Genomic DNA, 24370 nt, shown 5'->3' on the forward strand with positions numbered 1-24370 from the left:
CGCGTGGAAGATCATCAACTCATTGCCGGCGGCGGTTTTTCGTTTATCAAGCTGGCGGTGATAGCCGGCAAGGCGGGGCTAACCGGCTTGGAATTTGCCGGAGGCATTCCCGGGACTGTCGGGGGAGCCGTATATATGAATGCCGGCGCTCACGGTTCGGATGTTTCGCAAATCTTGAGCTATGCCGACGTCGTTTTGACGAATGGCGAGTCTATGACTTTGACTGCCGAAGATATGCAGTTTGACTATCGTCATTCACGGTTTCACGATCAACCGGGTATCGTGACGGAAGCGGTTTTTCAGCTGAAGCCGGGTAACCGCAACGAGATCGCCGGAGCCATGGCCGTCTATAAAGACCGCAGGCTGCGCACGCAACCGCTGCAGTTGCCTTGTGCCGGCAGTACCTTCCGCAACCCTGAGGGTCATTACGCCGCTAAGCTGATCGAAGACGCAGGGCTAAAAGGCATGAAAGTCGGAGGAGCTGAGGTATCCTCCCTCCATGCCAATTTCATCATCAATACCGGCAACGCGACGGCGAAGGATGTCCTCACCTTAATCGCTGCCATTCGCACTAAAATTCATGAACAATACGGCATTCTGCTTGCACCCGAGGTTTTGACCGCAGGTGAACTGGACTGATCTCCCCCCGTGCCGGCTTGCTTGGCAAGCTGACAGGAGGTGAGTCTTTGGAAAAACTGGTGATCGAAGGCGGGAAACCCCTCAAGGGAACAATCCGCATCCAGGGCGCCAAAAACGCTGCGCTCCCCATATTGGCCGCCAGTGTGCTTGCAGAAGGTACGACGATCCTGGAAAATGTTCCGGATCTGCTGGATATCCGGGTAATGCTGGATATTTTACGGGCCATTGGCTGCAAGGCAGAGCATAAAAATGAGACCGTTCATATCGATACGACCGGGCTTAACTCATTTCATATTCCCGCTGATCTGATGACGCAGATGCGCTCCTCCATTTTTTTAATGGGGCCGCTTGTGGCTCGTCTCGGCTCGGTTCGCGTCTATCAGCCGGGAGGCTGTGCTATTGGCGAACGGAAGATCAATCTTCATTTGGATGGACTTCGGGCGCTCGGGGCTGAAATCGAAGAGAGCTGCGGCATGATCCACTGTCGGGCGGAGAAGCTGACGGGGACGGATATCTATCTTGATTTTCCGAGTGTGGGAGCGACGGAAAATATCATGATGGCGGCGGCTGCTGCAGATGGCATGACGATTATCCACAATGCGGCACGAGAACCGGAAATCCAGGACTTGCAGAACTTTCTGTGTGCCATGGGTGCCAGAATTTACGGTGCCGGCACCGGAACGATAACGATCGAAGGGATAACCCGCTTCACGCCTTGCACCTACCGGATCATCCCGGATCGGATCGTGACGGGTACCCTTATGGTTGCGGCAGCGGCGACGCGGGGCAACGTGACGTTAGAGCGGGTGATTCCTTCCCACGTAACCTCGTTGATACACGTCCTAAGGCGCTCCGGTGTTCAAATCACAGTGTCCGGTGATATAATGAACGTGCAGTGCCATACGCGGCCGAAAAGAGTAGAGAGAGTCATTACCTCCCCTTTTCCTGCGTTTCCCACCGACCTGCAATCTCTACTTATGGTGCTTCTCTCTCTAGCCGACGGTCTGAGCATCATCAAAGAGACGGTGTTCGAAGGGCGCTTTAAGCACGTCGATGAACTAAGCCGCATGGGAGCCGATATCCTGATCGATCTGAATACCGCTTTTATCCGTGGCGTTCCCAGACTTTACGGAGCGACGGTGGAGGCAACGGATCTACGGGCTGGGGCCGCTTTAGTGGTGGCGGGATTGGCTGCTCATGGAACGACGGTTGTTGAGCAGATCCAACATATTGACCGAGGCTATGACCGCTTGGAGCAGCTTCTCGGCAGTCTTGGCGCAGTCATTACCCGCACTTCTCTAGATTCGGCTGTCAGGCCGGAGACGGAGCCGGAACCGGAACGGGCATCTAATCCGCGTACAGGGACTGCGCGAGCGAATGGGTAAGGTTGTTATCTGGTAAAAGTAGCAGGTGCCCGTCCCTTTCCCCAGTTGGGAAAGAGGCGGCACCGTTTTCAGTTTATCAAAAAGAAGGTGTCGATGTGGCTGCCACCATCCCCCCCCTGAAGCAGGGCGCGAAGAAAAGACGCGGCAGCCGCAGGCTGCTTTATTTGCTAATCGTTTTTTTTATCATTATATTCGCGGTACTTTTCTTTCAATCCTCATTCAGCAAAATCACCGATATTGAAATCAGCGGAAATCAGTATGTGGAAGCCTCTCAGATCGGACAAGCTGCGGCAGTGGACAAAGGAGATTCCTATTTTACGGTTGATGCAAAAAAGGTAGAGAACCGGTTGAAAGCGTTGAAGACCGTGGAAGCGGTCAAAGTGCGGAAAAGCTTTCCCGGGAAGCTGACCATTACCGTCAAGGAGTTTCCCAAGGCAGCCTACCGACTGCTGGATGACGGCAGCATCGCCCTTATGTTTGCCGACGGCAGTTCGTATCCCTTGAAGACCGACAGCACTCCCGTAGACAGGCCGCTGTTGACAGGGTGGACAGATGGTGATCCGATGCTGAAGACGCTTTGTGTGGAGCTGGCCCGGTTGCAGGATGCACTGCTTTCGGACATTTCTGAAATCAAGCCGTATCCCAATGTATTTACGGACCGGATCAAGCTGTATACGAGATCGCGATTTGAAATCATTACCAGAATAAGCTTATTGAAGGATAAGATTCCTAATTTAACCTACTATACCAATGGTTTCAAAGAGAAGAACGGCACAACAGGAGTGCTTTGGCTGCTGGAGCAAGACCGAGGCGTCCCTTATACAGACCGGGAAGCAGCAGAGGAAGGAAATGAACCTGCTCAAAGTTCTGGCGGCACAACGGGAACGGCTGCGAACTCCGGTTCGGGTACCGCGGAAGGCGGCGGGAATCCATAATTATCCTATGGAAAAAGATTCGGTTCCTACCGGAATTAGGCTACTCTTTATATGGAATTAATGTTAAAATTGTAGGCGTGACTTATTTTCGACCCTCTCTATTTTTCCTGGGAACAGGAGCTTCATAGATTGTTCATTTGGCATTTTGTGGTTTGTGGAAGCGCGTTTTTTTACAAATCCAATGGATAAGTGAAAAAAATGTTGAAAAAAGAGGGAATCTTGCAATTGTGTTGAATAAGTACAGAAGTCTTAAGCCATTTTTTTTCTAAGCGATTTTTAGCTTTGCGCTATAATTAGCCTTATTCCGCTGCGGTAAACGTTGCGTGTCCTGTAAAGGACGGCGTCAGCCGTTTACCTAGGTTGGATTTTCGCACTGGGAGGTGCCTCGCATTGGGCGGCAATGAAGTGGTTGTCAGTTTGGATATCGGGACTTCCAAAGTGCGCGCCATTATTGGAGAAGTTTCCAATGGTTCCATTAATATAATAGGCGTCGGAACGGCGGAATCCGAAGGTATCCGCAAGGGGTCTATAGTCGATATCGATCAAACCGTTCAATCGATTAAGAATGCAATTGAGCATGCGGAACGCATGGTGGATATTCAGATCAACGAGGTGTTTGTTGGAATATCGGGAAACCACATCTCGCTTTTGTCTAGCCATGGAGTTGTGGCTGTATCCAATGAAGACCGGGAAATCGGGGAAGATGATATCGAGAGAGTGCTTCAGGCATCCCGTGTTATCGCTTTGCCTCCGGAGAGGGAAATCATCGGCGTCGTCGCCAAACAGTTTGTCGTTGACGGATTGAATGAAATCCATGATCCCCGCGGGATGATCGGTGTCCGATTGGAAGTAGAAGCGACCATAATCACGGGAGCCAAGACGGCCATACATAACTTGAAACGGGTCGTGGAAAAAGCAGATTTGCGCATCAACGGGCTGGTTCTCATGTCCTTGGCCGCTGGCAACCTGAGCTTATCTAAGGATGAGAAAACCATCGGTACCGTGCTGGTTGATATCGGCGCCGGCTCCACCACCATTGCGGTGTTCGAGCATGGCACGCTGATGGCAACTTCAACCTTGCCCATCGGCGGCGACTTGATTACAAGCGATATTTCCATTGGCCTGCATACTCAAATGGAACATGCCGAGCGAGTAAAGCTGAAATTCGGCTGCTCTCAAGGAGAACTGGCTGCGCGCGATCAAGTATTCAAAGTTCCGCGCATTGGAAGCAATTCGGACAAGGAGTATTCCCAAGTCGATCTGACCGGGATCATTGAACCCCGGGTACAGGAAATGTTCCAATTGATTCGTACGGAAGTCTATCATATGGGTTACGGCAATGCTCCTGGCGGTTATGTGCTTACCGGCGGAACCGTTTCTATGCCAGGGCTTTTGGCTACGGCGCAAAAAGAACTGGGCACCTCCGTTCGGGTAGGGTCCCCTGATTTTATCGGGGTGCGAGATCCTTCTTACACTAGCGGAGTCGGTATCATCAGCCACATCGTCAAGTCCCACAAAAACCGCAGTCACAGCCAGCCGCAAGGGAAGACGGTCGTGAAGAAAGCAACCGCCGAGAAATCAAGCTGGTTTGAAAAATTCAAAAACTGGATAAGTGAATATATCTAAGATCGCCTGACCTGCGGCGCTGCCGCCTCTTGATAGGGAGTCGGTCGAAGAAGATCAGTGAGGGGGATAATAGTCGTTATGTTCGAATTTGATCTCGATATGGACCAGCTCGCGACGATTAAAGTCATTGGGGTCGGAGGGGGCGGAAGCAACGCCGTCAATCGGATGATTGAAAACGGCATCCAAGGCGTGGAATTCATAACCGTGAACACCGACGCTCAAGCGTTGAACTTGGCTAAATCGGAGCATAAGCTGAAGATCGGGGAAAAGCTTACCCGTGGCCTTGGGGCTGGTGCAAACCCGGAAGTGGGTAAAAAGGCTGCTGAAGAATCTCGGGAAGCGATCATTCAAGCGCTGCGCGGCTCGGACTTGGTGTTTGTAACCGCCGGAATGGGCGGCGGTACCGGTACGGGAGCGGCTCCGGTTATTGCGGAAATCGCTAAGGAATGCGGAGCTCTAACCGTTGGCGTCGTTACCCGGCCTTTTACCTTTGAAGGCCGCAAGCGTGCGATGCAAGCCGAGCAAGGCATCGCTTCCCTGAAAGAAAAAGTCGATACCCTCATCGTGATCCCTAACGATCGGCTGCTGGAAATCGTCGATAAGAAGACACCGATGGTGGAAGCGTTCCGGGAAGCCGATAACGTTTTGCGCCAAGGCGTTCAAGGGATTTCGGATTTAATTATGGTACCCGGTCTCATCAACTTGGACTTTGCGGATGTCAAGACGATCATGACCGAACGGGGATCCGCCCTGATGGGCATCGGGATCGGCACCGGTGAGAACCGGGCTGCCGAAGCTGCCAAGAAAGCGATCATGAGCCCGCTTCTGGAAACCTCCATTGAGGGAGCACGTGGCGTTATCATGAATATTACAGGCGGCAGCAACTTGAGCCTATACGAAGTAAACGAAGCGGCGGAGATCGTCATCGGCGCTTCCGATCCGGAAGTCAACGTTATTTTCGGAGCGATCATTGATGACAACTATAAGGATGAAATCAAAGTGACGGTTATTGCTACCGGCTTTGAGCATAAGATCCAACAGCCCGGCAATATGAAACGCCCGACTCCTGGTCATACGGAGCCAGCCATAAGCAGTAATGAACAAAAAGTTCCGCTGCGTCCCTTTGGTAGCCAGCCTTCCGGCGATCAGCTGGATATTCCAACCTTCCTGCGGCGGAAGAATCAAAACAACGAATAAAGAACTTGCATGAATGAAGGCCTGAGCGAATGCTGCTCAGGCCTTTTTTTTATCGGGTTTGCCGCGAAGTCGATTAGCGTCGAAGATCGGCCGCTCCTTTATTGGATTCGACAAAAATACAGCCTCATCGGCCCCAGAAATAGACAGACTTTGATGGTCCCGTCCCTTATACTGGTTTCATTCTGACGCGGGAGTTGCTGGATAGATGGTCGTTTATATCGATCTGCTGTTTCTGGCCAACTTTATCGTCGATGGCGCTCTACTCGCCGTTACCGCATGGTTGATGAAAACGGACATGCGTCCCTTGCGGGTTGCCGCTTCCGCCGGTCTCGGCGCGTTGTACGTTGTCTTCGTATATTTTCCAGAGCTGTCATTTCTCTATACGCTGGGTGTCAAATTATTATTCTCGCTGGCTATGGTTTTTACTGCTTTTGGCTTCGGCTCTCTACAGCGTTATTTACGGCTGTTAGGCGGATTTTATGCCGTCAACTTTGCGGCTGCAGGTGGAGTTTTCGCTGCATCATACTTTTTTTTGTCCCAAAGCGAGTTGTTGGATGGGATGCTGTATACCCAGTTCGGCGGGGTGTCCACAATGCTACTCATACCGGTACTGCCTGCAACCGTTTGGCTGCTATACCGCGTAGTTCAAAGTGCTAGGAACAAGCAGCACCTTGCGGGCAACCTCGCGGATATCCAGGTCGAGATCGGCGATTTCGTTCACGCTTGCCGCGGGCTTATTGATACGGGGAATCAGTTGTACGATCCCTTGACTCGTACGCCGGTCATGATCGTGGAAGCAGACCAGTGGAAGGATGCTTTGCCCCCTTCGTGGATGACCATGATCCGGTCAAGCGAAGTGGATCGTATGGTGGCTGCAATGGGTGAGGACGAATCATCCGATTGGCGGGACCGCCTGCGGCTTGTGCCATATCGGGGTTTGAACCGGAACACGCAATTTTTGCTAGCGGTCAAACCTGACCGGGTAACACTCCACTATAACGGTTCATCACTGGAAACGGGAAAAGTACTGATCGGACTTGACGGAGGCAAGCTGAGCGCGGATGGTTCGTATCATGCCATTATCCATCCGAAGCTTCTGGAATCCGTAACTTCTGTAACCTAACTTGACTTTCAGGAGGAAACGCCATGCAAGTAAAATGGAAATTTATCATGCAGCTGAACTATTACCGGGTGCTCATCTTCCTCGGCCTGAAAGGCAATGAGATATACTACATAGGCGGAAGCGAGGCGCTGCCGCCGCCTTTGACGAGGGAGGAGGAGGAGTACCTCCTTCAGCGGCTGCCCAGCGGCGACGCGGCGATACGGGCGATGTTGATCGAGCGCAATCTCCGTTTGGTCGTCTATATCGCGCGCAAGTTTGAAAATACCGGGATCAATATCGAGGACTTGGTATCCATCGGCGCCATCGGACTGATCAAAGCCGTCAATACCTTTGACCCGGAGAAAAAAATAAAGCTGGCCACCTACGCCTCCCGCTGCATCGAGAACGAAATCTTAATGTATTTGCGCCGCAACAGCAAAACCCGTTCGGAGGTAAGCTTCGACGAGCCGCTTAACATCGATTGGGATGGCAACGAATTGCTGCTGTCCGATGTGCTTGGAACGGAAAATGATACGATCTACCGCAACATCGAGGAACAGGTGGACCGCAAGCTGCTGCACAAAGCTCTGGACAAATTATCAGAGCGGGAACGGACTATTATGGAGCTGCGTTTCGGGTTGGCGGATGGGGAAGAAAAGACCCAGAAGGATGTAGCGGACCTGCTTGGAATATCCCAATCCTACATATCGCGTCTGGAAAAACGGATCATCAAACGCCTGCGCAAGGAATTCAGCAAAATGGTTTAAGGAGGTTTCCTAAAGGAAGCAGCACCGCATAAAAAAACCGACCCGGGAGATAATGAACAGTAACGTTTCTCCTTGGGAGGTATTCGCTTATGACCCGCAATAAAGTCGAGATATGTGGCGTTGACACTTCCAAGCTCCCGGTGCTGACCAATGCGGAAATGCGCGAGTTGTTTACGGAGCTGCAAACGAAAAACAACCGGCAAGCCCGGGAAAAGCTGGTGAATGGCAATCTGCGGCTCGTCCTCAGCGTCATTCAGCGGTTCAATAATCGGGGAGAATTTGTGGACGACCTGTTCCAGGTTGGCTGCATCGGCCTCATGAAAGCCATCGACAATTTTGATTTGGGCCAGAACGTCAAATTCTCCACCTACGCCGTACCTATGATCATCGGGGAAATCAGAAGGTACCTGCGCGACAACAACCCGATCCGGGTATCCCGCTCCCTACGGGATATAGCCTATAAGGCTCTGCAAGTAAGGGACAACCTCACCTATAAGCATTCCCGCGAACCTACGGTATATGAAATATCCGAAGCCCTCAACCTGCCAAAAGAAGATGTTGTTTTCGCCCTCGATGCCATCCAGGATCCGGTCTCTCTGTTTGAGCCCATCTATCATGACGGCGGAGATCCGATTTTCGTCATGGATCAAATCGGAGACGAGCGCAACCGGGACGCCACCTGGATCGAGGGCATTGCCCTCCGGGAAGGGATGCGCAAGCTGGGCGAGCGGGAAAAAATGATTCTCTCCATGCGCTTTTACGATGGCAAAACCCAAATGGAAGTGGCTGAAGAGATCGGGATCTCCCAAGCTCAAGTATCCCGTCTGGAGAAATCGGCTATTCATCAGATGCAGAAGCATGTTCAGTCGTAAATGCCACGAAATGTGCCGGCCCCGCTAAAACGGAGCCGGTTTTTCGCGTCATGTGAGAGATATCGCTGACAAAAAATGCCTTGCTTGGTTAATTAGATCATAACCAAACTAAAGGAGCATGATCCAATGACGAAGCAAGTGACGGCGAAAAAACCTGTATCGGTTAACATTCTAATCGCTCTGCATATCTTTCTGGGGGTTGGCGCTTTATTCGGTGGCGGAGCACTGATGATCGGACCGGATGGAAGTGTGTTGAAGATGCCCAGCGATCTCATGGAAATTAAGATGTTCCCCGATTACTTTATTCCCGGACTCATATTATTCCTTGTCCTTGGGGTTGTTCCTCTCATTATCGCCACATTCCTGATTAATGGCCGGGAATTTCGCCCGTTTCAATTTCTCAATATCTATGGGGACATGCGTTCCGCATGGACGGCGTCGCTCTATATGGGCTTTGCCGACCTGATCTGGATCACGGTGGAGGTTTATGTAATGCAAGCCGTTGCAATCATTCACTTGGTTTATTTCGCCATTGGCTTCATTCTCCAAATCGTCACCCTGCTGCCTTCTGTACGAAACTACTACAAGTTGGAAACGGATAGAGCGGTCGCTTAAGTATGGGCGCTTTCGAACCTGGGCAAATCCTTCGTATCTTTTTGGGTGTCTGCCACATATAGTAAGATAGGATGCAGGCAAAACTCAGGATACGTGGTGGTCGTCATGAAAATATCCGATTTCCAATCGAAAGACGTCGTCAATATCATCGACGGGAAAAAGCTGGGTCAAATCAGCGATTTGGAACTGGATTTGCGCCAGGGGAGAATCGAAGCCATCGTCGTTCCGAATCATACCCGCTTTTTCGGCATGTTCGGCGGAGGGACAGACGTGGTGATTCCCTGGAGGAATATCGTCAAGATCGGCATGGACGTCGTTCTCGTCAAACTGGATGATACTCGAGTTTACCGGAACTCCGAAGAGGATGCACCAGCGGAATATATTCGTCCATATCGGGAGAAAGAGCAGCGGGAACGAGAACGGGAACGGGATAGGGATAGATGAGCAAACACAAGATCAAGTTGAAAAAAGCTGCGCATGCTCCCATGCGTAGCTTTTTTAGTAGAGATCATGGTCAATTCAGTCTTTTGGCCGCTTCCCATTCTATGGTACACTTATTGAAACATAAACAAGGGGGAGTGTGGGGATGGAACCTTTTTCGTTTCAACGGGTTGAAGGGGGACCAGATCTCTTCCGCATCTGCGGATGGGAGAGCCGCATTCCGGGGCTTAGCGTTGGCTTCACCTCCCGATTGGGCGGGGTAAGCCAAGAGTCGTTTGCATCGCTTAACTGCGGACTGCATGTTGCGGACGATCCGGACTCGGTTGTGGCGAACCGCAGGCGGGTTGCTGAAGAAATCGGCATCCCACTAGAAGGATGGGTGTTCGGCGAACAGGTTCATGGCAAGCGTGTGGCCGTTATAACGGCGCAAGATGCGGGCAGGGGAGCTTTCAACCGCAGCAGCGCACTGCCGGAAGCGGACGCTTTTATCACCCGTGAGCCGAGGCTGGTGCTGGCTGCTTTATTTGCTGACTGCGTGCCGCTGTTTTTCGCCGATCCGGTGACGGGAGTTATCGGACTCGCCCATGCCGGCTGGAAGGGCACAGCCTTGGCCATCGCCGCTGAAACGGTCGCTGCCATGGTCAATCATTTTGGCGTTCAACCGGAAAATCTGCTGGCAGCTATCGGACCTAGCATCGGTTCATGCTGTTATGAAGTGGATAATCGAGTGATCGACGAAATCGATCGGGTGCTGGACCTTTCTGCCTCAGATAAAGACAACGGGGAGCGGTTTCCCTATTATCAAAAAACAATCGCCGGGAAGTACGATCTCGACTTGCAACAAGTAAACCGACAAATTATGATTAAAGCAGGAATCATGCCGTCCTCTATCGAATTGTCTCGATACTGCACAAGCTGTAGCACTGACCTTTTTTATTCGCACCGCAAGGAAAAAGGGATCACCGGCAGAATGATGGCTTGGATCGGCAAAGCAGTTCATGCTTGAACGGAGGGAACTAGCGGTTTGGATTTAAGCGAAAGAATTAAAGACGTGGAAGATCGAATCACATCGGCATGCAAGCGTTGCGGTAGAAACCGTGAGGATGTGCGGATCGTTGCCGTAACGAAATACGTGTCGCTTTCTTTGACGGAACAGATCGTAGAAGCCGGGTTTCACCATGTTGGCGAGAACCGTTGGCAGGATGCCAAAGCCAAGTGGGAAGCTCTCTCGGACCGGGTAACCTGGCATTTTATCGGACACCTACAAACCAACAAAGTGAAGGATGTCGTAGGCAAATTCGCATACATTCATTCGGTGGACAGGCTGAATCTGGCTGCGGAAATCAGCAGGAAAGCGATGGAGTTCGGTGTGGTTGCCCGCATTTTTCTGCAGGTCAATGTTTCCGGTGAGGATACGAAGTATGGCGTCGCACCTGAAGGGCTTTTCGAACTGGCGGAGTCGGTAAAAAGCTTGCCTGGCATCGAGGTGCTGGGACTGATGACGATGGCTCCGCATGAAAATGACCCCGAGCGGACCCGTCCGGTATTCCGGCGGCTGCGGGAGCTAAGAGATGAATTGAACGATGCCAAGCTGTTTCCGTATCCGCTTGTGGAATTGTCCATGGGAATGTCCAACGATTTCGAGGTTGCAATTGAAGAAGGAGCGACCTGGGTCCGCCTTGGCTCGGTTCTGCTGCCCTATGAAGGATAAGGAGGTACGGACATGGGAGTAATGAACAAGTTTCTGAATATCATTGGCCTAAGAGAAGAAGAGGATATGCCGGAAGACCACCGTTCCGTAGATGAACCCGAAGAAATTGAAACCAATCCTTTTGAGCAACGTAAGGTAAAAGGGAATGTTGTCAGCATCCACTCCCAAAAGAGCGTCCGTGTCGTCTTGAATGAACCGCGTTCCTATGAGGATACCCAGGAAATTGCCGATCATCTCCGGTCCCGCCGTCCGGTCATTGTCAATTTACAGCGGGTGCGGCCCGATCAGGGGAAGCGGATTGTCGACTTTTTGAGCGGAACCGTATATGCTCTCAGCGGAACCATTTCCAAAATAGGACCGCAAATTTTTCTGTGTACCCCTGATTCTGTAGAAATTCAGGGCAGTATAAAAGAAATGATGGATGATGAGAACTCTTATAATTGACAGAGGTGAAATGCTTTGCAGGATATAGAAAACATTGTCCATACCTTGTTGTTTTATTTATATGAGCTTTACTATGTCGCGATGTTCGTTTACATATTGATGTCGTGGCTTCCGAATGTCCGGGAAAGTTCCTTCGGCAGGGGATTGGCAAAAGTCGTAGAGCCCTATTTGTCACCTTTCCGAAAGATTATTCCTCCAATCGGCGGCATGCTGGATATTTCTCCGATCCTTGCTCTTTTTGCCTTCCGGTATGTTTATTGGGGCATCGATGCCGTTGTGGATTTCATTTTCAAATGGCTCAATAAGGCTTTTTAGGATGCTAGCATGGTAAAAGAGTGGTATTCGCATTTTCGTCCGGATGAGCACGCCTTCGTGGACCGGGCTGCCGAATGGCTGGAGCGCGCGGCGGAGCGCCATGAAATCAAAGTCACGGATTTTCTCGATCCCCGCCAAGCTTCCATTCTGGAGACGGTTGCTAACCGGTACGCGGCGGGGGACGCTGCATTCGCTCTAAACGGGGGTTATCCCGGCGCAGAGCGGCAGCGGGGCATTTTGGTTCCCGGCTACCGGGATCCGCTGGATGTAGACCCGGGCATTCGCGTTCTGGCGATAAAGCCGGCTGACGATAAGTTCATTAAGTTGGAGCACGGAGATTATATGGGCTCCATTTTGGGGTTAGGCATCAAACGGGACAAAGTAGGAGATATCCACGTGCTTGACGACGGCTGCCACTGTTTGGTGGCGGCGGAGATCAGCGATTACATGCGGCTAAATCTTCAGCAGGTTCATCGTACCCATGTGCAGACTGAACTGCTTCCGTTAGCGGAGCTGCGCACGGCAATCACTGAGTTTGAAGAGATAAACCTGTCCGTCGCTTCGATGAGACTAGACGGAATCGTCAGCGACTTATGCCGGTTAAGCCGGGCGAAAGCTCAAGATCCCATTCGAGCTGGGCGTTGCCGGGTGAACTGGAAGGTGGAAGAGGACCCGAGCAGGTCTTTGCAAGAGGGAGACGTTCTCTCTATTCAAGGCTTTGGAAGATTTAAGCTGCTGCAGGTGGAAGGGGTATCCAAAAAAGGACGAATTCGTCTGAAAGCTGGGAAATTCAAGTAATCTCACTGCGAAACACGTCTTTTTATGGCGGATTCGCTTTTTTATTGGGAAGGATTTTCTGATGTTCCGTCGAATAAGTCTTTTTATGGAACGACAACGTGACATCCATTACATCATTTATTTGGAGGTGCCCCAATGCCGCTTACGCCTTTGGACATACATAACAAAGAGTTCAAACGTTCATTTCGCGGATACGATGAGGACGACGTAAATGAGTTTTTAGATCAGGTGATTAAAGACTACGAAGCGATCATCCGTGAAAACAAAGAATTTCATAACCAGATTGCAACTCTGCAGGAACGTTTGGAACATTTCCAAAATATTGAAGAAAGCCTGAGCAAGACAATCATTGTCGCTCAGGAAGCTGCCGATGAAGTGAAGGGCAATTCTAAGAAGGAAGCTCAATTGATCATTCGGGAAGCGGAGAAAAATGCGGACCGCATCATCAACGAGGCGCTTGTAAAGTCCGGCAAGATTGCTCTGGAAACGGAAGAGTTAAAGAAGCAGGCTTCGATATTCCGCACTCGCTTCCGCACCTTGCTGGAAGCCCAACTGGAGATTTTGCAGACCGATAGCTGGGAATCCTTGGAGGCCAAGGAAGAAAGCCGCGCCTAACTTTTTTCGGGCTTATTTACCTGTGAAAAAGCCTCTCGTCCTTACAGGATGAGGGGCTAATCTTATGTTGCACCAGCTGCTGCACATGCTCCTGCTCAGGGAAAACCATCCACAACCGTATTGGACAAAGGGCTATCGGTAATAACTAAACTGATCGCCAATCGGAAAATGCGGAGAGTGGCAACAGATGAAGGATCAGCTGAGCGAATATGATCGGCAAGTATTATACGAGGTGAGCGAGCGGGTTAAGAAGATGGCAGGCAATATGGAACGGACGCAGATTGCCGATTATATTCAGCTGATGCATCACCCTTGGCGGATTTTTGTTCTGAATCTTGTGGGAGGAACCGCCAGAGGGATCGGCATCGCCATTGGGGTAACGGTGTTTACTTCAACTATTCTTTACATTCTGCAGGGTCTAGGAGCCCTGAACTTGCCCATTATTGGCGATTATATTGCCCAACTCGTTGATATCGTCCAAAGCAAACTGGATACTCGCACCTATCGGTAATCGGATGCGTGCCCGGCTTTATCCGGCAAAGGATCAGGTTCTAGAAGGCCCTCGCCTTCCTTATGATCTAAATAATGGTAATAGGCTTTATTACGGACAACGAATACACCTTCGCCGTAGATGTCAGTGGCGAGAAAGCTTTCCAAGTCTTCGACATATCCGACATTTTCGTCGCTCTCTATATATAAATCGTCATAGTCGGTAATTTCTGCCGCTTCGGTGTAAGCTGGGGAGGTGGATGTTCCAAAGCTGGCCACGGCCTGCCAAGAATCTTCACCATCAAACTCGGTTTCATCATCGCGCTCATCGAAGCTGGTGCGTCCGAAGGGCGGTTCCATCATTTCCTCTTCTATGGGCCTGTCTTCGGATACATGATTGTCAGTACTGTGCTCGATGCAGCATGTCGCAGTAGGCAGGGCTTCCAGTCGTTCATACGGAATGGGCTTGCCACAACGGGCACAAATGCCGTATTCTTTTTTTTCGAAGAGGGCTAGTGCTGTTTCCACATCCATCAACTTTTTCTCGGCATGATCGTTCAAAGCTAAATCTTTTCCCCGCTCGAACACCTCGGAGCCGATGTCAGCGGGATGGTTGTCCCGAGTGGACAGCTCGCCGATGGAGTCAGATAGAGCTTCCGACAAGCCAAAATTGTCGGTGTGGGAGAAAAGCTTATCCAATTCGGTTTTTTCTTGAATCAATTCCTGATGCAGATGGGTCAATTGATCACGGGTCAAATGTCGCATCGTAGTTCCCCCCTCATGCTCGGTGATTTTCGCTCTTAGCTTTTCCCGAAAAAGGGCCAGGCCGTCAAGGGAACTGGGAGCGGGTAAGGCAACCATTGTAAGAAAAGAGTTTATCGACGTACATTCAAAGAAGCCAGATCGCGCTTAGAGGATGCTTTTCTTGCGATATCAGGAAGCCTCATCTTCAAGGTTTATACTTTCTGATATCTTAAGAAACCTATGCAGCTGCTTTTACAAGGAGGAAGAACATTGATCTATTTTATAGTGGCTCTTATCGCTTTTTTGCTTGACCAATTCACGAAATGGTTGATCGTCCAGAACCTGGATTTATACGAGTTGGTGCCGGTAATCGGCCATTTTTTCCAAATCACGTCTCATCGCAATACCGGGGCGGCTTTTAGTATTTTGGAAGGCGAGCGCTGGTTTTTCGTCGTCATTACGGTAATTGTCGTTTGCGGACTGCTCTGGTACATGCGCAAAGTGATCCGGGAAGGCAGGCGGTTGATGCCGACAGCCCTTGCATTCATTTTAGGCGGTGCTTTGGGCAATTTCGTGGATCGGGCTCGGCACGGGGAAGTCGTTGACTTTCTTCAGTTCCACTTTCGCTTCACGTTATTTAGTTGGCATGTCGACTATATTTTCCCGATCTTCAATATTGCAGACACGTTCATCACGATTGGCGTCGCGATGATTTTGCTGGATTCCATTTTGGATTGGCGCAAGGAAAAGAAAGCAGGTCCAGCGGAACTCGATCAAGCTGGAGAAAAGGAGTCGGAAACCCATGGCTCCTGATATCATCGCAAGCCGCTCGGAGGATTGGACAGTTGCGGTCGAATCGGCTGGAGAGCGTATTGACAAGCTGGTGACGGACACCCTGGAAGAGGATGTCTCCCGGTCCCAAGTGCAGATGTGGATTAAGGACGGCCTTGTCTCGGTTAACGGGACGCCTGTTAAGGCGAACTATAAAGTGCAGTCCGGTGATCGGGTGGAAGTAAGCATTCCCGAGCCTGTAGAGCTGGAAGTCGCCGCCGAGCCTGTTCCCCTTGATATCGTGTATCAGGATTCGGATGTCGTCGTGATTAATAAAGCCCGGGGCATGGTCGTGCACCCCGCTCCCGGCCACTATTCGGGTACCGTCGTTAACGGACTCCTGTATCACTGCAACGATTTGTCGGGCATTAACGGCGTGCTGCGCCCCGGTATTGTCCACCGTATCGATAAGGACACCTCCGGGCTGCTGATGGCAGCTAAAAACGACAAGGCGCATGCTGCGCTGGCCGCTCAACTTAAAGCCCATACCGTCACACGAAAGTATATCGCCATCGTTAACGGTAATATTCCCCACGACAAAGGAACCATCGATGCGCCAATCGGCCGCGATGCATCGGACCGCAAGTTATTCACCGTCACGGAGCGCAACAGCAAGCGGGCGGTTACCCACTTTGCCGTGCTGGAGCGAATCGGCAACTTCACGGTGCTGGAACTGATGCTGGAAACGGGCCGCACTCACCAGATCCGGGTACATATGAAATACATCGGCCACCCGCTCGTTGGAGATCCGGCTTACGGCCGGGTAAAGGAGAAAAACCAAGGGATCACCGGTCAAGCGTTGCATGCCGCCGTACTCGGGTTTATCCATCCGCGGACAGAGGAATATGTGGAGTTTACCGCCCCGCTGCCGGATGATATGGAGGCGCTGCTGCGCCGGCTCAGGAGCATGTAAAGACAGGAGAACGGGGGAGACAGGATGGAACATTTGCTGAATGAAAGAGTTCGCGGCATCGAAATATCGGGAATCCGCAAGGTATCCAACCGGGTGGCGCAAATTCCCGGTGCGCTTACGCTTACGCTGGGACAACCTGATTTTCCGACGCCTACGCATATCAAGGAAGCGGCCAAACGGGCCATCGATTCCGGGCAAACTGGGTATACTGCAAACGCCGGCTTGTTGGAGCTGCGACGGGCTGCTGCGGCATTCGTCGAGACAAAATACGGTTTGTCGTACAACCCTGAAACAGAGGTAATCGTCACCATCGGCGCGGCAGAAGCGCTGGAAATTGCTCTGCAGACGCTGATCACACCGGGTGATGAGGTCATTTTGCCGGGGCCGATTTATCCCGGATATGAACCGATTATTCGCATGTGCGGCGGAGTTCCGGTCTATGTCGATACGCGGGAAACGGACTTTCTGCTGACAGCCGAAGGGCTGTCGGAGAAGCTGACGAACAAAACACGCGCGGTGATCATCGGCTCACCATCCAACCCGACCGGCCGCGTCATGAGTTATGAGAATATGGCGGCGATTGCCGCGTTGCTCAAGGACCGGCAAATTTTTGTCGTATCCGATGAAATTTACAGTGAGCTGATTTATGACGGCGCTCACGTATCCGCTGCTGCTTTTCCTGAGTTACGCGAGAAAACAGTCATCATCAACGGATTATCCAAATCCCATTCCATGACCGGGTGGCGCATCGGCTTTACGTTCGCCCCGGCCTATATGACCCAGCACATGTTGAAGGTTCATCAATATCATGCTACCTGCGCCAGCTCCGTCAGCCAATTCGCCGCTATCGAAGCGCTGACGATGGGGGTGGACGATGCGGAACCGATGCGTGTGGAATACCGTCGCCGCCGAGATTATGCAGCGGAAAGACTGACGGCGATGGGCTTTGGTTTGATTAAGCCGGAGGGCGCATTTTATCTGTTTCCCTCGATTCGCCCGTTTGGCTTGAGCTCTCAGGAATTTTCCTCCCGTTTACTTGATGAAGAGAAGGTTGCGGTCGTGCCGGGAGACGCTTTTTCCGATTATGGGGAAGGGTATATCCGCATTTCTTACGCCTGTGCCATGGATGTGCTGGAGGAAGCGCTGAATCGCGTGGAGAGCTTTGTGGGGAAGATCCGGTAATGGTTCTAGATCGGTTGAACGATTCATTAAGAATATATGTTGATTCGAGAGCAGGCGCTTGCCTGCTTTTTTTTGTTGGGATAAAAACTATTGTGCACAGCACAGTACTGTGTGGTATTATAATAGTGGAAGGAGCGAGCCTCGTGGATATGTCGGAATGGATTTCTCAAGTGCGCCGCGGGTTGCTGGAATATTGCATCCTGCAACTGATCAGCACCAAGCCCCGGTACGGATACGAGCTTGTCACGATCTTGGATCGCTGGGAGCCTTTGGCCGTAACGGAGGGAACCCTCTACCCTCTTTTACGGCGGCTGCTTAAAGACAAATACATCGATTCCTTCTGGCAGGAATCGGAAGCGGGACCGCCCCGGAAATATTACCGGCTAACCCCGGAAGGCCACAGCTTACTGGAAGCGATGTCCCTTGAATGGGGCAAGGTGTCCGATGCGGTCGCCCAAATTCATCTGTATTGAGCAGAGAGGAGAATCATTATGGGAGCTTATGGGAACGAGTATTTGAGGAAGTTTTATGAGTTTCTAAAGTACATGCCCGAAGAAGAGCGGCAGGACGCAGTCCGAGAAATCGAAAGCAATATCGCGGAAGGCATCGCGAACGGTCAATCCGAGGCGGCGATTTTGGCCAGATTGGGCAATCCTTATTTGCTGGCAAGAGCTTATCAGAGCGAATACATGATGGAAAGGCAACCGAGTCATTCCTTGAAGGATGTTTTACTGAAGCTGAGGTTTTATTGCACGACAGGCTTGATCAGCATCATGGTGGTTCCGGTATTGGCAACGATCATGTATTCGTTTGGCTTCTGCGCCGTACTCACCCTCATTGCCGGTGTCATACGCTCCTTCGGAGTCCCTTGGATCAATATGAGCCTTGGCCCGAACTACGAGGTGCCGTATTCCTGGAGTATTCCATTCGCCGTTGTTACGAGCGCTTTTATCGGAGGCATCGCCTTGATCAGCCGCAAATACTTAAATAAATATCTCAAATTCGTCTCCGTGCAATACAGCAAATTAAAGCCCGGCAGTTTTGCTTGAGGGGATACAACAAGGGGCAGGCCCGAGAGGGCTTGCCACTTTTTTTCATCGAGATGGAGAGATATATTTCATATTCGATATTTAGAGTTGATCTTGCTTACTATAAAAAGAACAAATGTTTGCATGCGTGCGTTTTCCGGCTATAATTAGAGACAGACATCATCAGACAAAAAGCGGGAGGTTCGTCGTGGTTGAATACGTATTATTGGGCTTGTCTTTGTTGTTAAATGCAGTCGTTCTCATTCTCTTAGTCTCGCAAAAAGGAAAAGGAGACACCTCTGCTCTGAAGGACAAGCTGACTTTTGTGGAGCGGCAGCAGGAGCGGTTGGAACGGAGCTTGCTTGAGCAGTTCTCCTTGAACCGCAGTGAGCTGCAGCAGTCGGAACGACGAAACCGGGAAGAAACCGGGGGTAAGCTGGAAGCTTTCAACCGGTCTTTACTTTCTTTTCTTGAGCAGCTTTCCTCGATTCAGAAGAATCAGTTGGGCACGACCGAAGACAAACTGGACAAACTACGAGACACGGTTGATCAGCGGCTCAAGGAATTGCAGGAAGACAACGGCAAAAAGCTGGAGCAGATGCGCGCAACGGTGGATGAGAAGCTCCACGCGACGCTGGAACAGCGCCTCGGCGAATCCTTCAAGCTGGTCAGCGAGCGATTGGAGCAAGTACATAAAGGGTTGGGCGAAATGCAAACCCTCGCTTCGGGCGTCGGCGACTTGAAGCGGGTCTTGACCAACGTAAAGACGAGAGGCACGTGGGGGGAAGTCCAACTGGGCAACCTGTTGGAACAGCTGCTAACACTTGATCAATATGAGCGCAATGTGGCCACTCGCAAAGGCAGTGCGGAGCGGGTGGAATTTGCCATCAAGCTGCCGGCCAAGGATGGTGCAGGCGGTGTCGTGTGGCTGCCCATCGACTCGAAATTTCCTACGGAGGACTACCAGCGGCTGCTGGACGCACAGGATGCCGGCGATCCCGATGGTGTTGCTCAGTATATGAAGCAGCTGGAGAATCGGCTGAAGGCGGAAGGGAAGGATATCCGCAATAAATATATCGAGCCGCCACACACGACGGACTTCGGCATTTTGTTTCTGCCAACGGAGGGGCTATATGCGGAAGCGTTGCGGATGCCGGGCTTAAGCGAATGGCTGCAGCGGGAATGCCGGGTCGTCCTGACCGGGCCGACGACGCTGTCTGCCTTCCTCAACAGCCTGCAGATGGGCTTCCGCACCCTTGCTATCGAAAAGCGCTCCAGCGAAGTATGGAGTCTTTTGGGCGCGGTGAAGACGGAGTTCGGCAATTTCGGCGATCTTTTAGACAAGACCCATAAGAAGCTGCAAGAAGCGAGCAACACCATCGAAAACGCGGCTAGAAAGAGCCGCAATATCGAGCGGAAGCTGAACAAAGTGCAGGAGCTTCCCGTCCCGGAAGCAGCCGAGCTGCTGCAATTGGAGACTGCGGAACGATAATTCGTTAATCGCCTTGCATGATAATGGTGCTTATGGCTTCCAGCGCTTCCAGTTCGTCTGCGCCACTGGTTTCAACGGTTGCTTCATAGCCTGCGGGTATGCTTTGCAGCATAAGGCCGAGCAGGCTTTTGACATCGATCTTAATGGAATCGTTCTGCAAATACAGATAGACGTCCGCCTGGAATTTGGACGCGGCTTGGGATAAGCTCTGCAAATCCTTCAAGGACATCGCTTTGCCGAATTGAACCGTATGAATTCTCATGTGGGTCACCTCATCTACCGTTTTTTTCTTATTATATGAAAACACGATTGCAAATAGTGCAGCAGCCGTGTCGTTAACGAGCCAATAAAAAAGCGGAATTGCCTTTGGGCAAAACCGCTTTTTTTGCTGATATGGCTTATTGGCCGCTTTTCCATTCCAAATAACGGGTTACGGTGCGGATGGCGACTTCAATCGCCCCTTCGTTTGGTTCCAGCTTCGCATGGTGCAGCCCATAGGGCGTATCAACTCCGAGCCAGAACATCAGACCGGGGATCTTAGCCAGAAAATAACCGAAATCTTCGCCGGTCATCGCTTCCGTGCATTCATAAAGTTCGGCGGTTCCGCCTTCCTTCAGCCATTCCATGAATTCCGCCGTTGTGTCCGGATCGTTGTATACTTGCAGGTAATTAGCTCCCCAGTCGACACTAGCTTTGCATTCAAAGGAAGCTTCGATCCCCTTAAGCAGCGCCTCGATGCGGGATTTGATCTTGACCATCGTCTCTGCGGACAAGGTGCGGATCGTACCCTCGAGACGGGCGTTTTCAGCGATGATGTTTTGCTTGGTGCCGCCGGTGATTTTACCTATCGTGATAACGGCGGAATCCAGCGGGTTGATGTTGCGGGCGACGATGGTTTGCAACTGTCCGACCAATTGAGCCGCCGCTACGACCATATCGTTGGCGTTATGAGGATAAGCGGCGTGGCCGCCTTTTCCGGTCAGATCGATAAATAATTCGGAAGTATTGGCGAAAAGAATGCCGGGCTTCGTGGCGATCACACCGGTTTTATACTCCGGAGCGATGTGCAAAGCGACGATCTGATCAGGCATGAAGTCTGCCAGTTCCGGGCTTTCCAGCATCGGCTTGGCGCCGCCGGGGCCTTCTTCGGCCGGTTGGAACAAAACGACCAGGTCATCCTTCATCGGCTGCTCTACAAAATGGGTCAAAACCCCAAGAGCGATAGCCATGTGCATATCGTGGCCGCACGCGTGCATATAGCCAGGGTGCTCGGACTGGAACGGGTAAGACGTATCCTCCGGAATGGGCAACCCGTCCATGTCTGTACGGTAGCCGAAGGTGTGGGACGGCTGCAGCCCCTTTATTTTCACCAAGATGCCCGTGCGCCAGGTACGGATTTCAAGCCGTTCCTGTGGCAGCTTCGCGATATAGTCCAGCAGGAACCGCTGGGTTTTGAACTCGGCAAAGCCAGGCTCGGGAATACGGTGCAGTTGGCGGCGGATCTCGATAAAGGTGTCTTTTTGGATATTGGTATGAACGGTCATCGGCAACCCTCTTCCTTGATCAATCGCAAAAGATGAGCCGGGCTCATTTTACAGTTGGCGCAGCTCTTGCAGGATTTCGGTTTTCGACTTCGTCTTGTCGTCCACTTGCTTGATCACCTTGGCAGGCGTTCCGGCAACCACTGTGAAAGGAGGCACGTCCTGGGTTACGACGGCACCTGCTGCGACAACAGAGCCTTCGCCGATGCGGACGCCTTCCAATACGACGGCGTTGGCGCCGACCAGCACATTATCTTCCAGTACAACAGGTTGAGCGGAAGGTGGTTCGATAACGCCAGCAAGCACGGCTCCTGCGCCGACGTGGCACATTTTGCCTACTTGCACGCGGCCGCCAAGAATCGCACCCATATCGATCATGGTGCCTTCGCCGATATGTACGCCGATGTTGATAACAGCGCCCATCATGATGACGGCATTATTATCGATAGTGACCTTGTCGCGGATAACCGCACCCGGTTCAATGCGGGCGTTGATGCCTTTCAGATCCAATGTCGGAATAGCCGAGTTGCGGCGGTCGTTTTCCACAACGTAATCTTCGATCTCAGCCGTATGCTTGTCCAAAACGGCTTTAATGACCGTCCATTCGCCGAACAGCACGCCGCTAGCACCGGAGATGAACGCTTTTACGTCTGCGCCGAAGTCGATGTTATCAAGCTGGCCTTTTACATATACCTTCACAGGGGTTTTCTTTACGCTGTTTTTAATAAAATCGATAATCTCGTAGGTATTCATTTCGCTCATTTCCGAATTCTCCTTTTGGCCGGTTTATTAGTAAATCCGCCTGCAGGCGGTCATGCACTACATCTTTTATAGCATAACCCGGGCGGAGAGACAATTGGAGAGCGGACTATAGCCGACATCACCTTAGCTGAGCTGTATCTTGGATGGAACTGTCGTTGACAAACCTGCAGCATCATGTCATAATCTTTGTAACCAAATAGCGCCTTTAAAAGACAGTCCTGTGAGGCTGGCAAGGTGAACGATTAGTAAGCGGTATGCCCATCGTCTGCGGACGAGTGCGTGTTGCGGTTTTTCCGCGCACGAAGACTAGGCATCTGACTCTTTCGGCGCACCCCCTTGCCCTCCGGCAAGGGGGTTTTTTGGATCTTCAGACGATTTTTCGAAAGGAAGTTATGGTAATGGCCCCACAGCAAACTCACATCTTGATGGACGAAACTGCAATCCGCCGGGTACTGACTCGGATTGCCCACGAAATCGTGGAACGCAACAAAGGGGTGGATAACCTGGTGCTGGTCGGAATACGCACCCGGGGGATTTACTTGGCTGAACGGATTGCGGAACGGATCCAAGAGATCGAAGCGGCTGCCGTACCGGTATTGGAGATCGACACGACGCCTTACCGCGATGACCGGGAACCGTCGGGGGTTCGCATCGAGAATATGCCGGCCGGACGCGATGTCATTCACGGCAAAAAGCTGATTCTTTTCGACGATGTGCTCTATACCGGCCGTACGGTGCGGGCTGCGATGGATGCCCTGATGGATCAGGGGCGTCCGGAAATGATTCAGCTTGCCGTACTCATCGACAGAGGACATCGGGAGCTGCCGATCCGGCCGGATTACATCGGCAAAAACGTGCCGACGGCCAAATCGGAAGAGATCGAAGTCAAGCTGCAGGAAGTTGACGGGGAAGATAAAGTCATCATTATCCAAAGGGGGCGGACGGAGTGAGTACAATGGCCATTCGAACGGACAAAAGCTTGCTTGGTTTGAAAGGGATGAGCGGAGAGGAACTCTATTCCATCCTGGACCGTGCAGCCTATTGGGAAGCCCATCCGCAAAAAAACCATACGGCGCTCAGCAATCGCTTCGTCGCCAACATGTTTTTTGAGAACAGCACCCGCACACGCTTTTCTTTTGAAGTAGCCGAAAAACGACTGGGAGCCCAGGTGCTTAACTTCTCGGCAGCCGTATCCAGCGTGCAAAAAGGCGAATCCATATACGACACGGTGCGCACACTGGAGTCGATGGGAATCGACGCCGGCGTTGTCCGATTGAAGCCGAACGGGGTTTTGCCTCAGTTGGCCGAGCACGTGAGCATTCCTCTGATCAACGCCGGTGATGGGAACAACGAACACCCGACCCAAGGGCTGCTTGATCTCTACACGATGCGAAAAGAATTCGGACAGATCAAAGGATTGAACGTCTCCATCATCGGCGACATCAAATACAGCCGGGTTGCCCGCTCCAATCTGTGGGCTTTGCAAGAGCTGGGGGCGAACGTTCGGTTCTGCGCTCCTTCGGTGATGCAGGCTCCTGAACTGGCAGAATACGCGCCATATGTCAGCATGGATGAAGCGGTGCATGGCGCTGACGTCGTCATGATGCTGCGGGTGCAACTGGAACGGCACGAAAGCCAGTTGTTCGCCTCCACTGAGGATTACCGGGCGCAGTACGGTTTGACGGCGGAACGAGCGGCCAAAATGGAAAAGCACGCGATCATCATGCACCCGGCGCCGATCAACCGCAACGTGGAAATCGACGACGAGATGGTCGAGCATGAACGGTCGCGAATCTTTACCCAAGTCAGCAACGGCGTCCCCATCCGGATGGCCGTTCTGGAACGGGCTTTGTCATAAAGAAAAAACAAGCATGAAAATGGTACGTATTGTCTCACAAAGTGAGCGGAGCGAGCAGTTGATCTGGA

General features: G+C 51.7%; 29 protein-coding genes. 25 read left to right on the top strand and 4 right to left on the bottom strand.

All coding sequences use genetic code 11. From position 1 onward, the window contains the following. The 17 genes from murB to TJ79_RS01185 all read left to right on the top strand — a co-directional run. The coding region (murB, locus tag TJ79_RS01105) for a UDP-N-acetylmuramate dehydrogenase (RefSeq protein WP_040948444.1) at positions 1-639 on the top strand (639 nt) is incomplete at its 5' end. Positions 640-686: 47 nt separating this feature from the next. Then, positions 687-2024, top strand: a complete 1338-nt coding sequence (murA, locus tag TJ79_RS01110) for a UDP-N-acetylglucosamine 1-carboxyvinyltransferase (RefSeq protein WP_081756633.1) — start codon at positions 687-689, stop codon at positions 2022-2024. Between the two features lie 95 nt (positions 2025-2119). After that, a complete protein-coding gene (locus tag TJ79_RS01115) occupies positions 2120-2959 on the top strand; it encodes a cell division protein FtsQ/DivIB (RefSeq protein WP_052339154.1) in 840 nt (279 codons plus the stop codon). Positions 2960-3349: 390 nt separating this feature from the next. Then, positions 3350-4585 carry a cell division protein FtsA gene (gene ftsA, locus TJ79_RS01120; protein ID WP_040948445.1) on the top strand — a complete coding sequence of 412 codons (1236 nt, stop codon included), beginning with the start codon at positions 3350-3352 and terminating at the stop codon, positions 4583-4585. Positions 4586-4663: 78 nt separating this feature from the next. Continuing rightward, on the top strand, positions 4664-5782 hold the full coding sequence (ftsZ, locus tag TJ79_RS01125; protein ID WP_040948446.1) for a cell division protein FtsZ: 1119 nt from the start codon (positions 4664-4666) through the stop codon (positions 5780-5782). Between the two features lie 205 nt (positions 5783-5987). Next, on the top strand, positions 5988-6905 hold the full coding sequence (spoIIGA, locus tag TJ79_RS01130; protein ID WP_040948447.1) for a sigma-E processing peptidase SpoIIGA: 918 nt from the start codon (positions 5988-5990) through the stop codon (positions 6903-6905). A 23-nt stretch (positions 6906-6928) separates the two neighbouring features. Beyond that, positions 6929-7651 (top strand): RNA polymerase sporulation sigma factor SigE, encoded by a 723-nt coding sequence (sigE, locus tag TJ79_RS01135; protein ID WP_040948448.1) that lies wholly within the window; start codon positions 6929-6931, stop codon positions 7649-7651. 89 nt (positions 7652-7740) lie between these two features. Then, positions 7741-8523 carry an RNA polymerase sporulation sigma factor SigG gene (gene sigG / locus TJ79_RS01140; protein ID WP_040948449.1) on the top strand — a complete coding sequence of 261 codons (783 nt, stop codon included), beginning with the start codon at positions 7741-7743 and terminating at the stop codon, positions 8521-8523. Between the two features lie 126 nt (positions 8524-8649). Further along, positions 8650-9138, top strand: a complete 489-nt coding sequence (locus tag TJ79_RS01145; protein WP_040948450.1) for a hypothetical protein — start codon at positions 8650-8652, stop codon at positions 9136-9138. A 105-nt stretch (positions 9139-9243) separates the two neighbouring features. Beyond that, entirely contained in the window at positions 9244-9582 is a 339-nt protein-coding gene (locus TJ79_RS01150; RefSeq protein ID WP_052339155.1) for a YlmC/YmxH family sporulation protein, read from the top strand. A gap of 142 nt (positions 9583-9724) precedes the next feature. Continuing rightward, a complete protein-coding gene (pgeF, locus tag TJ79_RS01155; protein ID WP_040948451.1) occupies positions 9725-10585 on the top strand; it encodes a peptidoglycan editing factor PgeF in 861 nt (286 codons plus the stop codon). An 18-nt stretch (positions 10586-10603) separates the two neighbouring features. Further along, a complete protein-coding gene (locus TJ79_RS01160) occupies positions 10604-11290 on the top strand; it encodes a YggS family pyridoxal phosphate-dependent enzyme (protein WP_040948452.1) in 687 nt (228 codons plus the stop codon). A gap of 12 nt (positions 11291-11302) precedes the next feature. Further along, a complete protein-coding gene (locus tag TJ79_RS01165) occupies positions 11303-11734 on the top strand; it encodes a cell division protein SepF (protein ID WP_040948453.1) in 432 nt (143 codons plus the stop codon). A gap of 24 nt (positions 11735-11758) precedes the next feature. Beyond that, the gene (locus TJ79_RS01170) at positions 11759-12049 is read left to right on the top strand and encodes a YggT family protein (protein WP_040948531.1); all 291 of its coding nucleotides are present in this window, start codon (positions 11759-11761) and stop codon (positions 12047-12049) included. A gap of 9 nt (positions 12050-12058) precedes the next feature. Further along, positions 12059-12847, top strand: coding sequence for a YlmH family RNA-binding protein (locus TJ79_RS01175; protein WP_040948454.1), 789 nt, complete (start codon positions 12059-12061; stop codon positions 12845-12847). Positions 12848-12982: 135 nt separating this feature from the next. Next, on the top strand, positions 12983-13462 hold the full coding sequence (locus TJ79_RS01180) for a DivIVA domain-containing protein (RefSeq protein WP_040948455.1): 480 nt from the start codon (positions 12983-12985) through the stop codon (positions 13460-13462). 187 nt (positions 13463-13649) lie between these two features. Continuing rightward, positions 13650-13973 carry a DUF5665 domain-containing protein gene (locus TJ79_RS01185; protein ID WP_040948456.1) on the top strand — a complete coding sequence of 108 codons (324 nt, stop codon included), beginning with the start codon at positions 13650-13652 and terminating at the stop codon, positions 13971-13973. Here TJ79_RS01185 and TJ79_RS01190 read toward each other — a convergent pair. Then, positions 13964-14716: a TraR/DksA C4-type zinc finger protein gene (locus tag TJ79_RS01190; protein WP_040948457.1), complete on the bottom strand. Its 753-nt coding sequence runs from the start codon at positions 14714-14716 to the stop codon at positions 13964-13966. The two genes, TJ79_RS01185 and TJ79_RS01190, sit on opposite strands and share 10 nt — an antisense overlap. A gap of 249 nt (positions 14717-14965) precedes the next feature. Here TJ79_RS01190 and lspA point away from each other — a divergent pair, with 249 nt between their 5' ends. From lspA to TJ79_RS01225, 6 genes are all read left to right on the top strand, one after another. Continuing rightward, on the top strand, positions 14966-15508 hold the full coding sequence (lspA, locus tag TJ79_RS01195; protein ID WP_040948458.1) for a signal peptidase II: 543 nt from the start codon (positions 14966-14968) through the stop codon (positions 15506-15508). Beyond that, complete coding sequence (locus TJ79_RS01200; RefSeq protein ID WP_040948459.1) at positions 15498-16439, top strand: RluA family pseudouridine synthase; 942 nt, start codon at positions 15498-15500, stop codon at positions 16437-16439. Before lspA ends, TJ79_RS01200 begins: the two co-directional genes overlap by 11 nt. Before the next feature lie 24 nt (positions 16440-16463). Then, positions 16464-17621, top strand: a complete 1158-nt coding sequence (locus TJ79_RS01205; RefSeq protein WP_040948460.1) for an aminotransferase A — start codon at positions 16464-16466, stop codon at positions 17619-17621. 149 nt (positions 17622-17770) lie between these two features. Beyond that, on the top strand, positions 17771-18094 hold the full coding sequence (locus TJ79_RS01210) for a PadR family transcriptional regulator (RefSeq protein WP_238322715.1): 324 nt from the start codon (positions 17771-17773) through the stop codon (positions 18092-18094). 18 nt (positions 18095-18112) lie between these two features. Next, on the top strand, positions 18113-18670 hold the full coding sequence (locus tag TJ79_RS26460) for a DUF1700 domain-containing protein (protein WP_081756635.1): 558 nt from the start codon (positions 18113-18115) through the stop codon (positions 18668-18670). A 187-nt stretch (positions 18671-18857) separates the two neighbouring features. Continuing rightward, positions 18858-20141 carry a DNA recombination protein RmuC gene (locus tag TJ79_RS01225; protein ID WP_040948462.1) on the top strand — a complete coding sequence of 428 codons (1284 nt, stop codon included), beginning with the start codon at positions 18858-18860 and terminating at the stop codon, positions 20139-20141. Positions 20142-20145: 4 nt separating this feature from the next. Here the strand turns inward: TJ79_RS01225 and TJ79_RS01230 are convergent, their stop codons facing one another. The 3 genes from TJ79_RS01230 to dapD all read right to left on the bottom strand — a co-directional run bounded on the left by TJ79_RS01230 (position 20146) and on the right by dapD (position 22444). Further along, positions 20146-20403 (bottom strand): HPr family phosphocarrier protein, encoded by a 258-nt coding sequence (locus tag TJ79_RS01230; protein WP_052339156.1) that lies wholly within the window; start codon positions 20401-20403, stop codon positions 20146-20148. Positions 20404-20539: 136 nt separating this feature from the next. Then, positions 20540-21685, bottom strand: a complete 1146-nt coding sequence (locus TJ79_RS01235) for an N-acetyldiaminopimelate deacetylase (protein WP_040948463.1) — start codon at positions 21683-21685, stop codon at positions 20540-20542. Between the two features lie 48 nt (positions 21686-21733). Beyond that, on the bottom strand, positions 21734-22444 hold the full coding sequence (dapD, locus tag TJ79_RS01240; RefSeq protein ID WP_040948464.1) for a 2,3,4,5-tetrahydropyridine-2,6-dicarboxylate N-acetyltransferase: 711 nt from the start codon (positions 22442-22444) through the stop codon (positions 21734-21736). 398 nt (positions 22445-22842) lie between these two features. Here dapD and pyrR point away from each other — a divergent pair, with 398 nt between their 5' ends. Together pyrR and TJ79_RS01250 are read left to right on the top strand one after the other, a co-directional pair. Beyond that, entirely contained in the window at positions 22843-23394 is a 552-nt protein-coding gene (gene pyrR / locus TJ79_RS01245; RefSeq protein ID WP_040948465.1) for a bifunctional pyr operon transcriptional regulator/uracil phosphoribosyltransferase PyrR, read from the top strand. Between the two features lie 5 nt (positions 23395-23399). After that, positions 23400-24302 carry an aspartate carbamoyltransferase catalytic subunit gene (locus tag TJ79_RS01250; protein WP_202903260.1) on the top strand — a complete coding sequence of 301 codons (903 nt, stop codon included), beginning with the start codon at positions 23400-23402 and terminating at the stop codon, positions 24300-24302. Positions 24303-24370 lie beyond the last annotated feature (68 nt).

The organism is Gorillibacterium massiliense (genome assembly GCF_000455485.1).
Classification (GTDB): Bacteria; Bacillota; Bacilli; order Paenibacillales; family NBRC-103111; genus Gorillibacterium; species Gorillibacterium massiliense.

Coding starts and splice junctions, on each gene's coding strand:
- ftsZ (WP_040948446.1), top strand. CDS start 4,664: ATGTTCGAATTTGATCTCGATATGGACCAGCTCGCGACGATTAAAGTC.
- spoIIGA (WP_040948447.1), top strand. CDS start 5,988: ATGGTCGTTTATATCGATCTGCTGTTTCTGGCCAACTTTATCGTCGAT.
- sigE (WP_040948448.1), top strand. CDS start 6,929: ATGCAAGTAAAATGGAAATTTATCATGCAGCTGAACTATTACCGGGTG.
- sigG (WP_040948449.1), top strand. CDS start 7,741: ATGACCCGCAATAAAGTCGAGATATGTGGCGTTGACACTTCCAAGCTC.
- TJ79_RS01145 (WP_040948450.1), top strand. CDS start 8,650: ATGACGAAGCAAGTGACGGCGAAAAAACCTGTATCGGTTAACATTCTA.
- TJ79_RS01150 (WP_052339155.1), top strand. CDS start 9,244: ATGAAAATATCCGATTTCCAATCGAAAGACGTCGTCAATATCATCGAC.
- pgeF (WP_040948451.1), top strand. CDS start 9,725: ATGGAACCTTTTTCGTTTCAACGGGTTGAAGGGGGACCAGATCTCTTC.
- TJ79_RS01165 (WP_040948453.1), top strand. CDS start 11,303: ATGGGAGTAATGAACAAGTTTCTGAATATCATTGGCCTAAGAGAAGAA.
- TJ79_RS01175 (WP_040948454.1), top strand. CDS start 12,059: ATGGTAAAAGAGTGGTATTCGCATTTTCGTCCGGATGAGCACGCCTTC.
- TJ79_RS01180 (WP_040948455.1), top strand. CDS start 12,983: ATGCCGCTTACGCCTTTGGACATACATAACAAAGAGTTCAAACGTTCA.
- TJ79_RS01185 (WP_040948456.1), top strand. CDS start 13,650: ATGAAGGATCAGCTGAGCGAATATGATCGGCAAGTATTATACGAGGTG.
- TJ79_RS01190 (WP_040948457.1), bottom strand. CDS start 14,716: ATGCGACATTTGACCCGTGATCAATTGACCCATCTGCATCAGGAATTG.
- TJ79_RS01200 (WP_040948459.1), top strand. CDS start 15,498: ATGGCTCCTGATATCATCGCAAGCCGCTCGGAGGATTGGACAGTTGCG.
- TJ79_RS01205 (WP_040948460.1), top strand. CDS start 16,464: ATGGAACATTTGCTGAATGAAAGAGTTCGCGGCATCGAAATATCGGGA.
- TJ79_RS01210 (WP_238322715.1), top strand. CDS start 17,771: ATGTCGGAATGGATTTCTCAAGTGCGCCGCGGGTTGCTGGAATATTGC.
- TJ79_RS26460 (WP_081756635.1), top strand. CDS start 18,113: ATGGGAGCTTATGGGAACGAGTATTTGAGGAAGTTTTATGAGTTTCTA.
- TJ79_RS01230 (WP_052339156.1), bottom strand. CDS start 20,403: ATGAGAATTCATACGGTTCAATTCGGCAAAGCGATGTCCTTGAAGGAT.
- TJ79_RS01235 (WP_040948463.1), bottom strand. CDS start 21,685: ATGACCGTTCATACCAATATCCAAAAAGACACCTTTATCGAGATCCGC.
- dapD (WP_040948464.1), bottom strand. CDS start 22,444: ATGAGCGAAATGAATACCTACGAGATTATCGATTTTATTAAAAACAGC.
- pyrR (WP_040948465.1), top strand. CDS start 22,843: ATGGCCCCACAGCAAACTCACATCTTGATGGACGAAACTGCAATCCGC.
- TJ79_RS01250 (WP_202903260.1), top strand. CDS start 23,400: ATGGCCATTCGAACGGACAAAAGCTTGCTTGGTTTGAAAGGGATGAGC.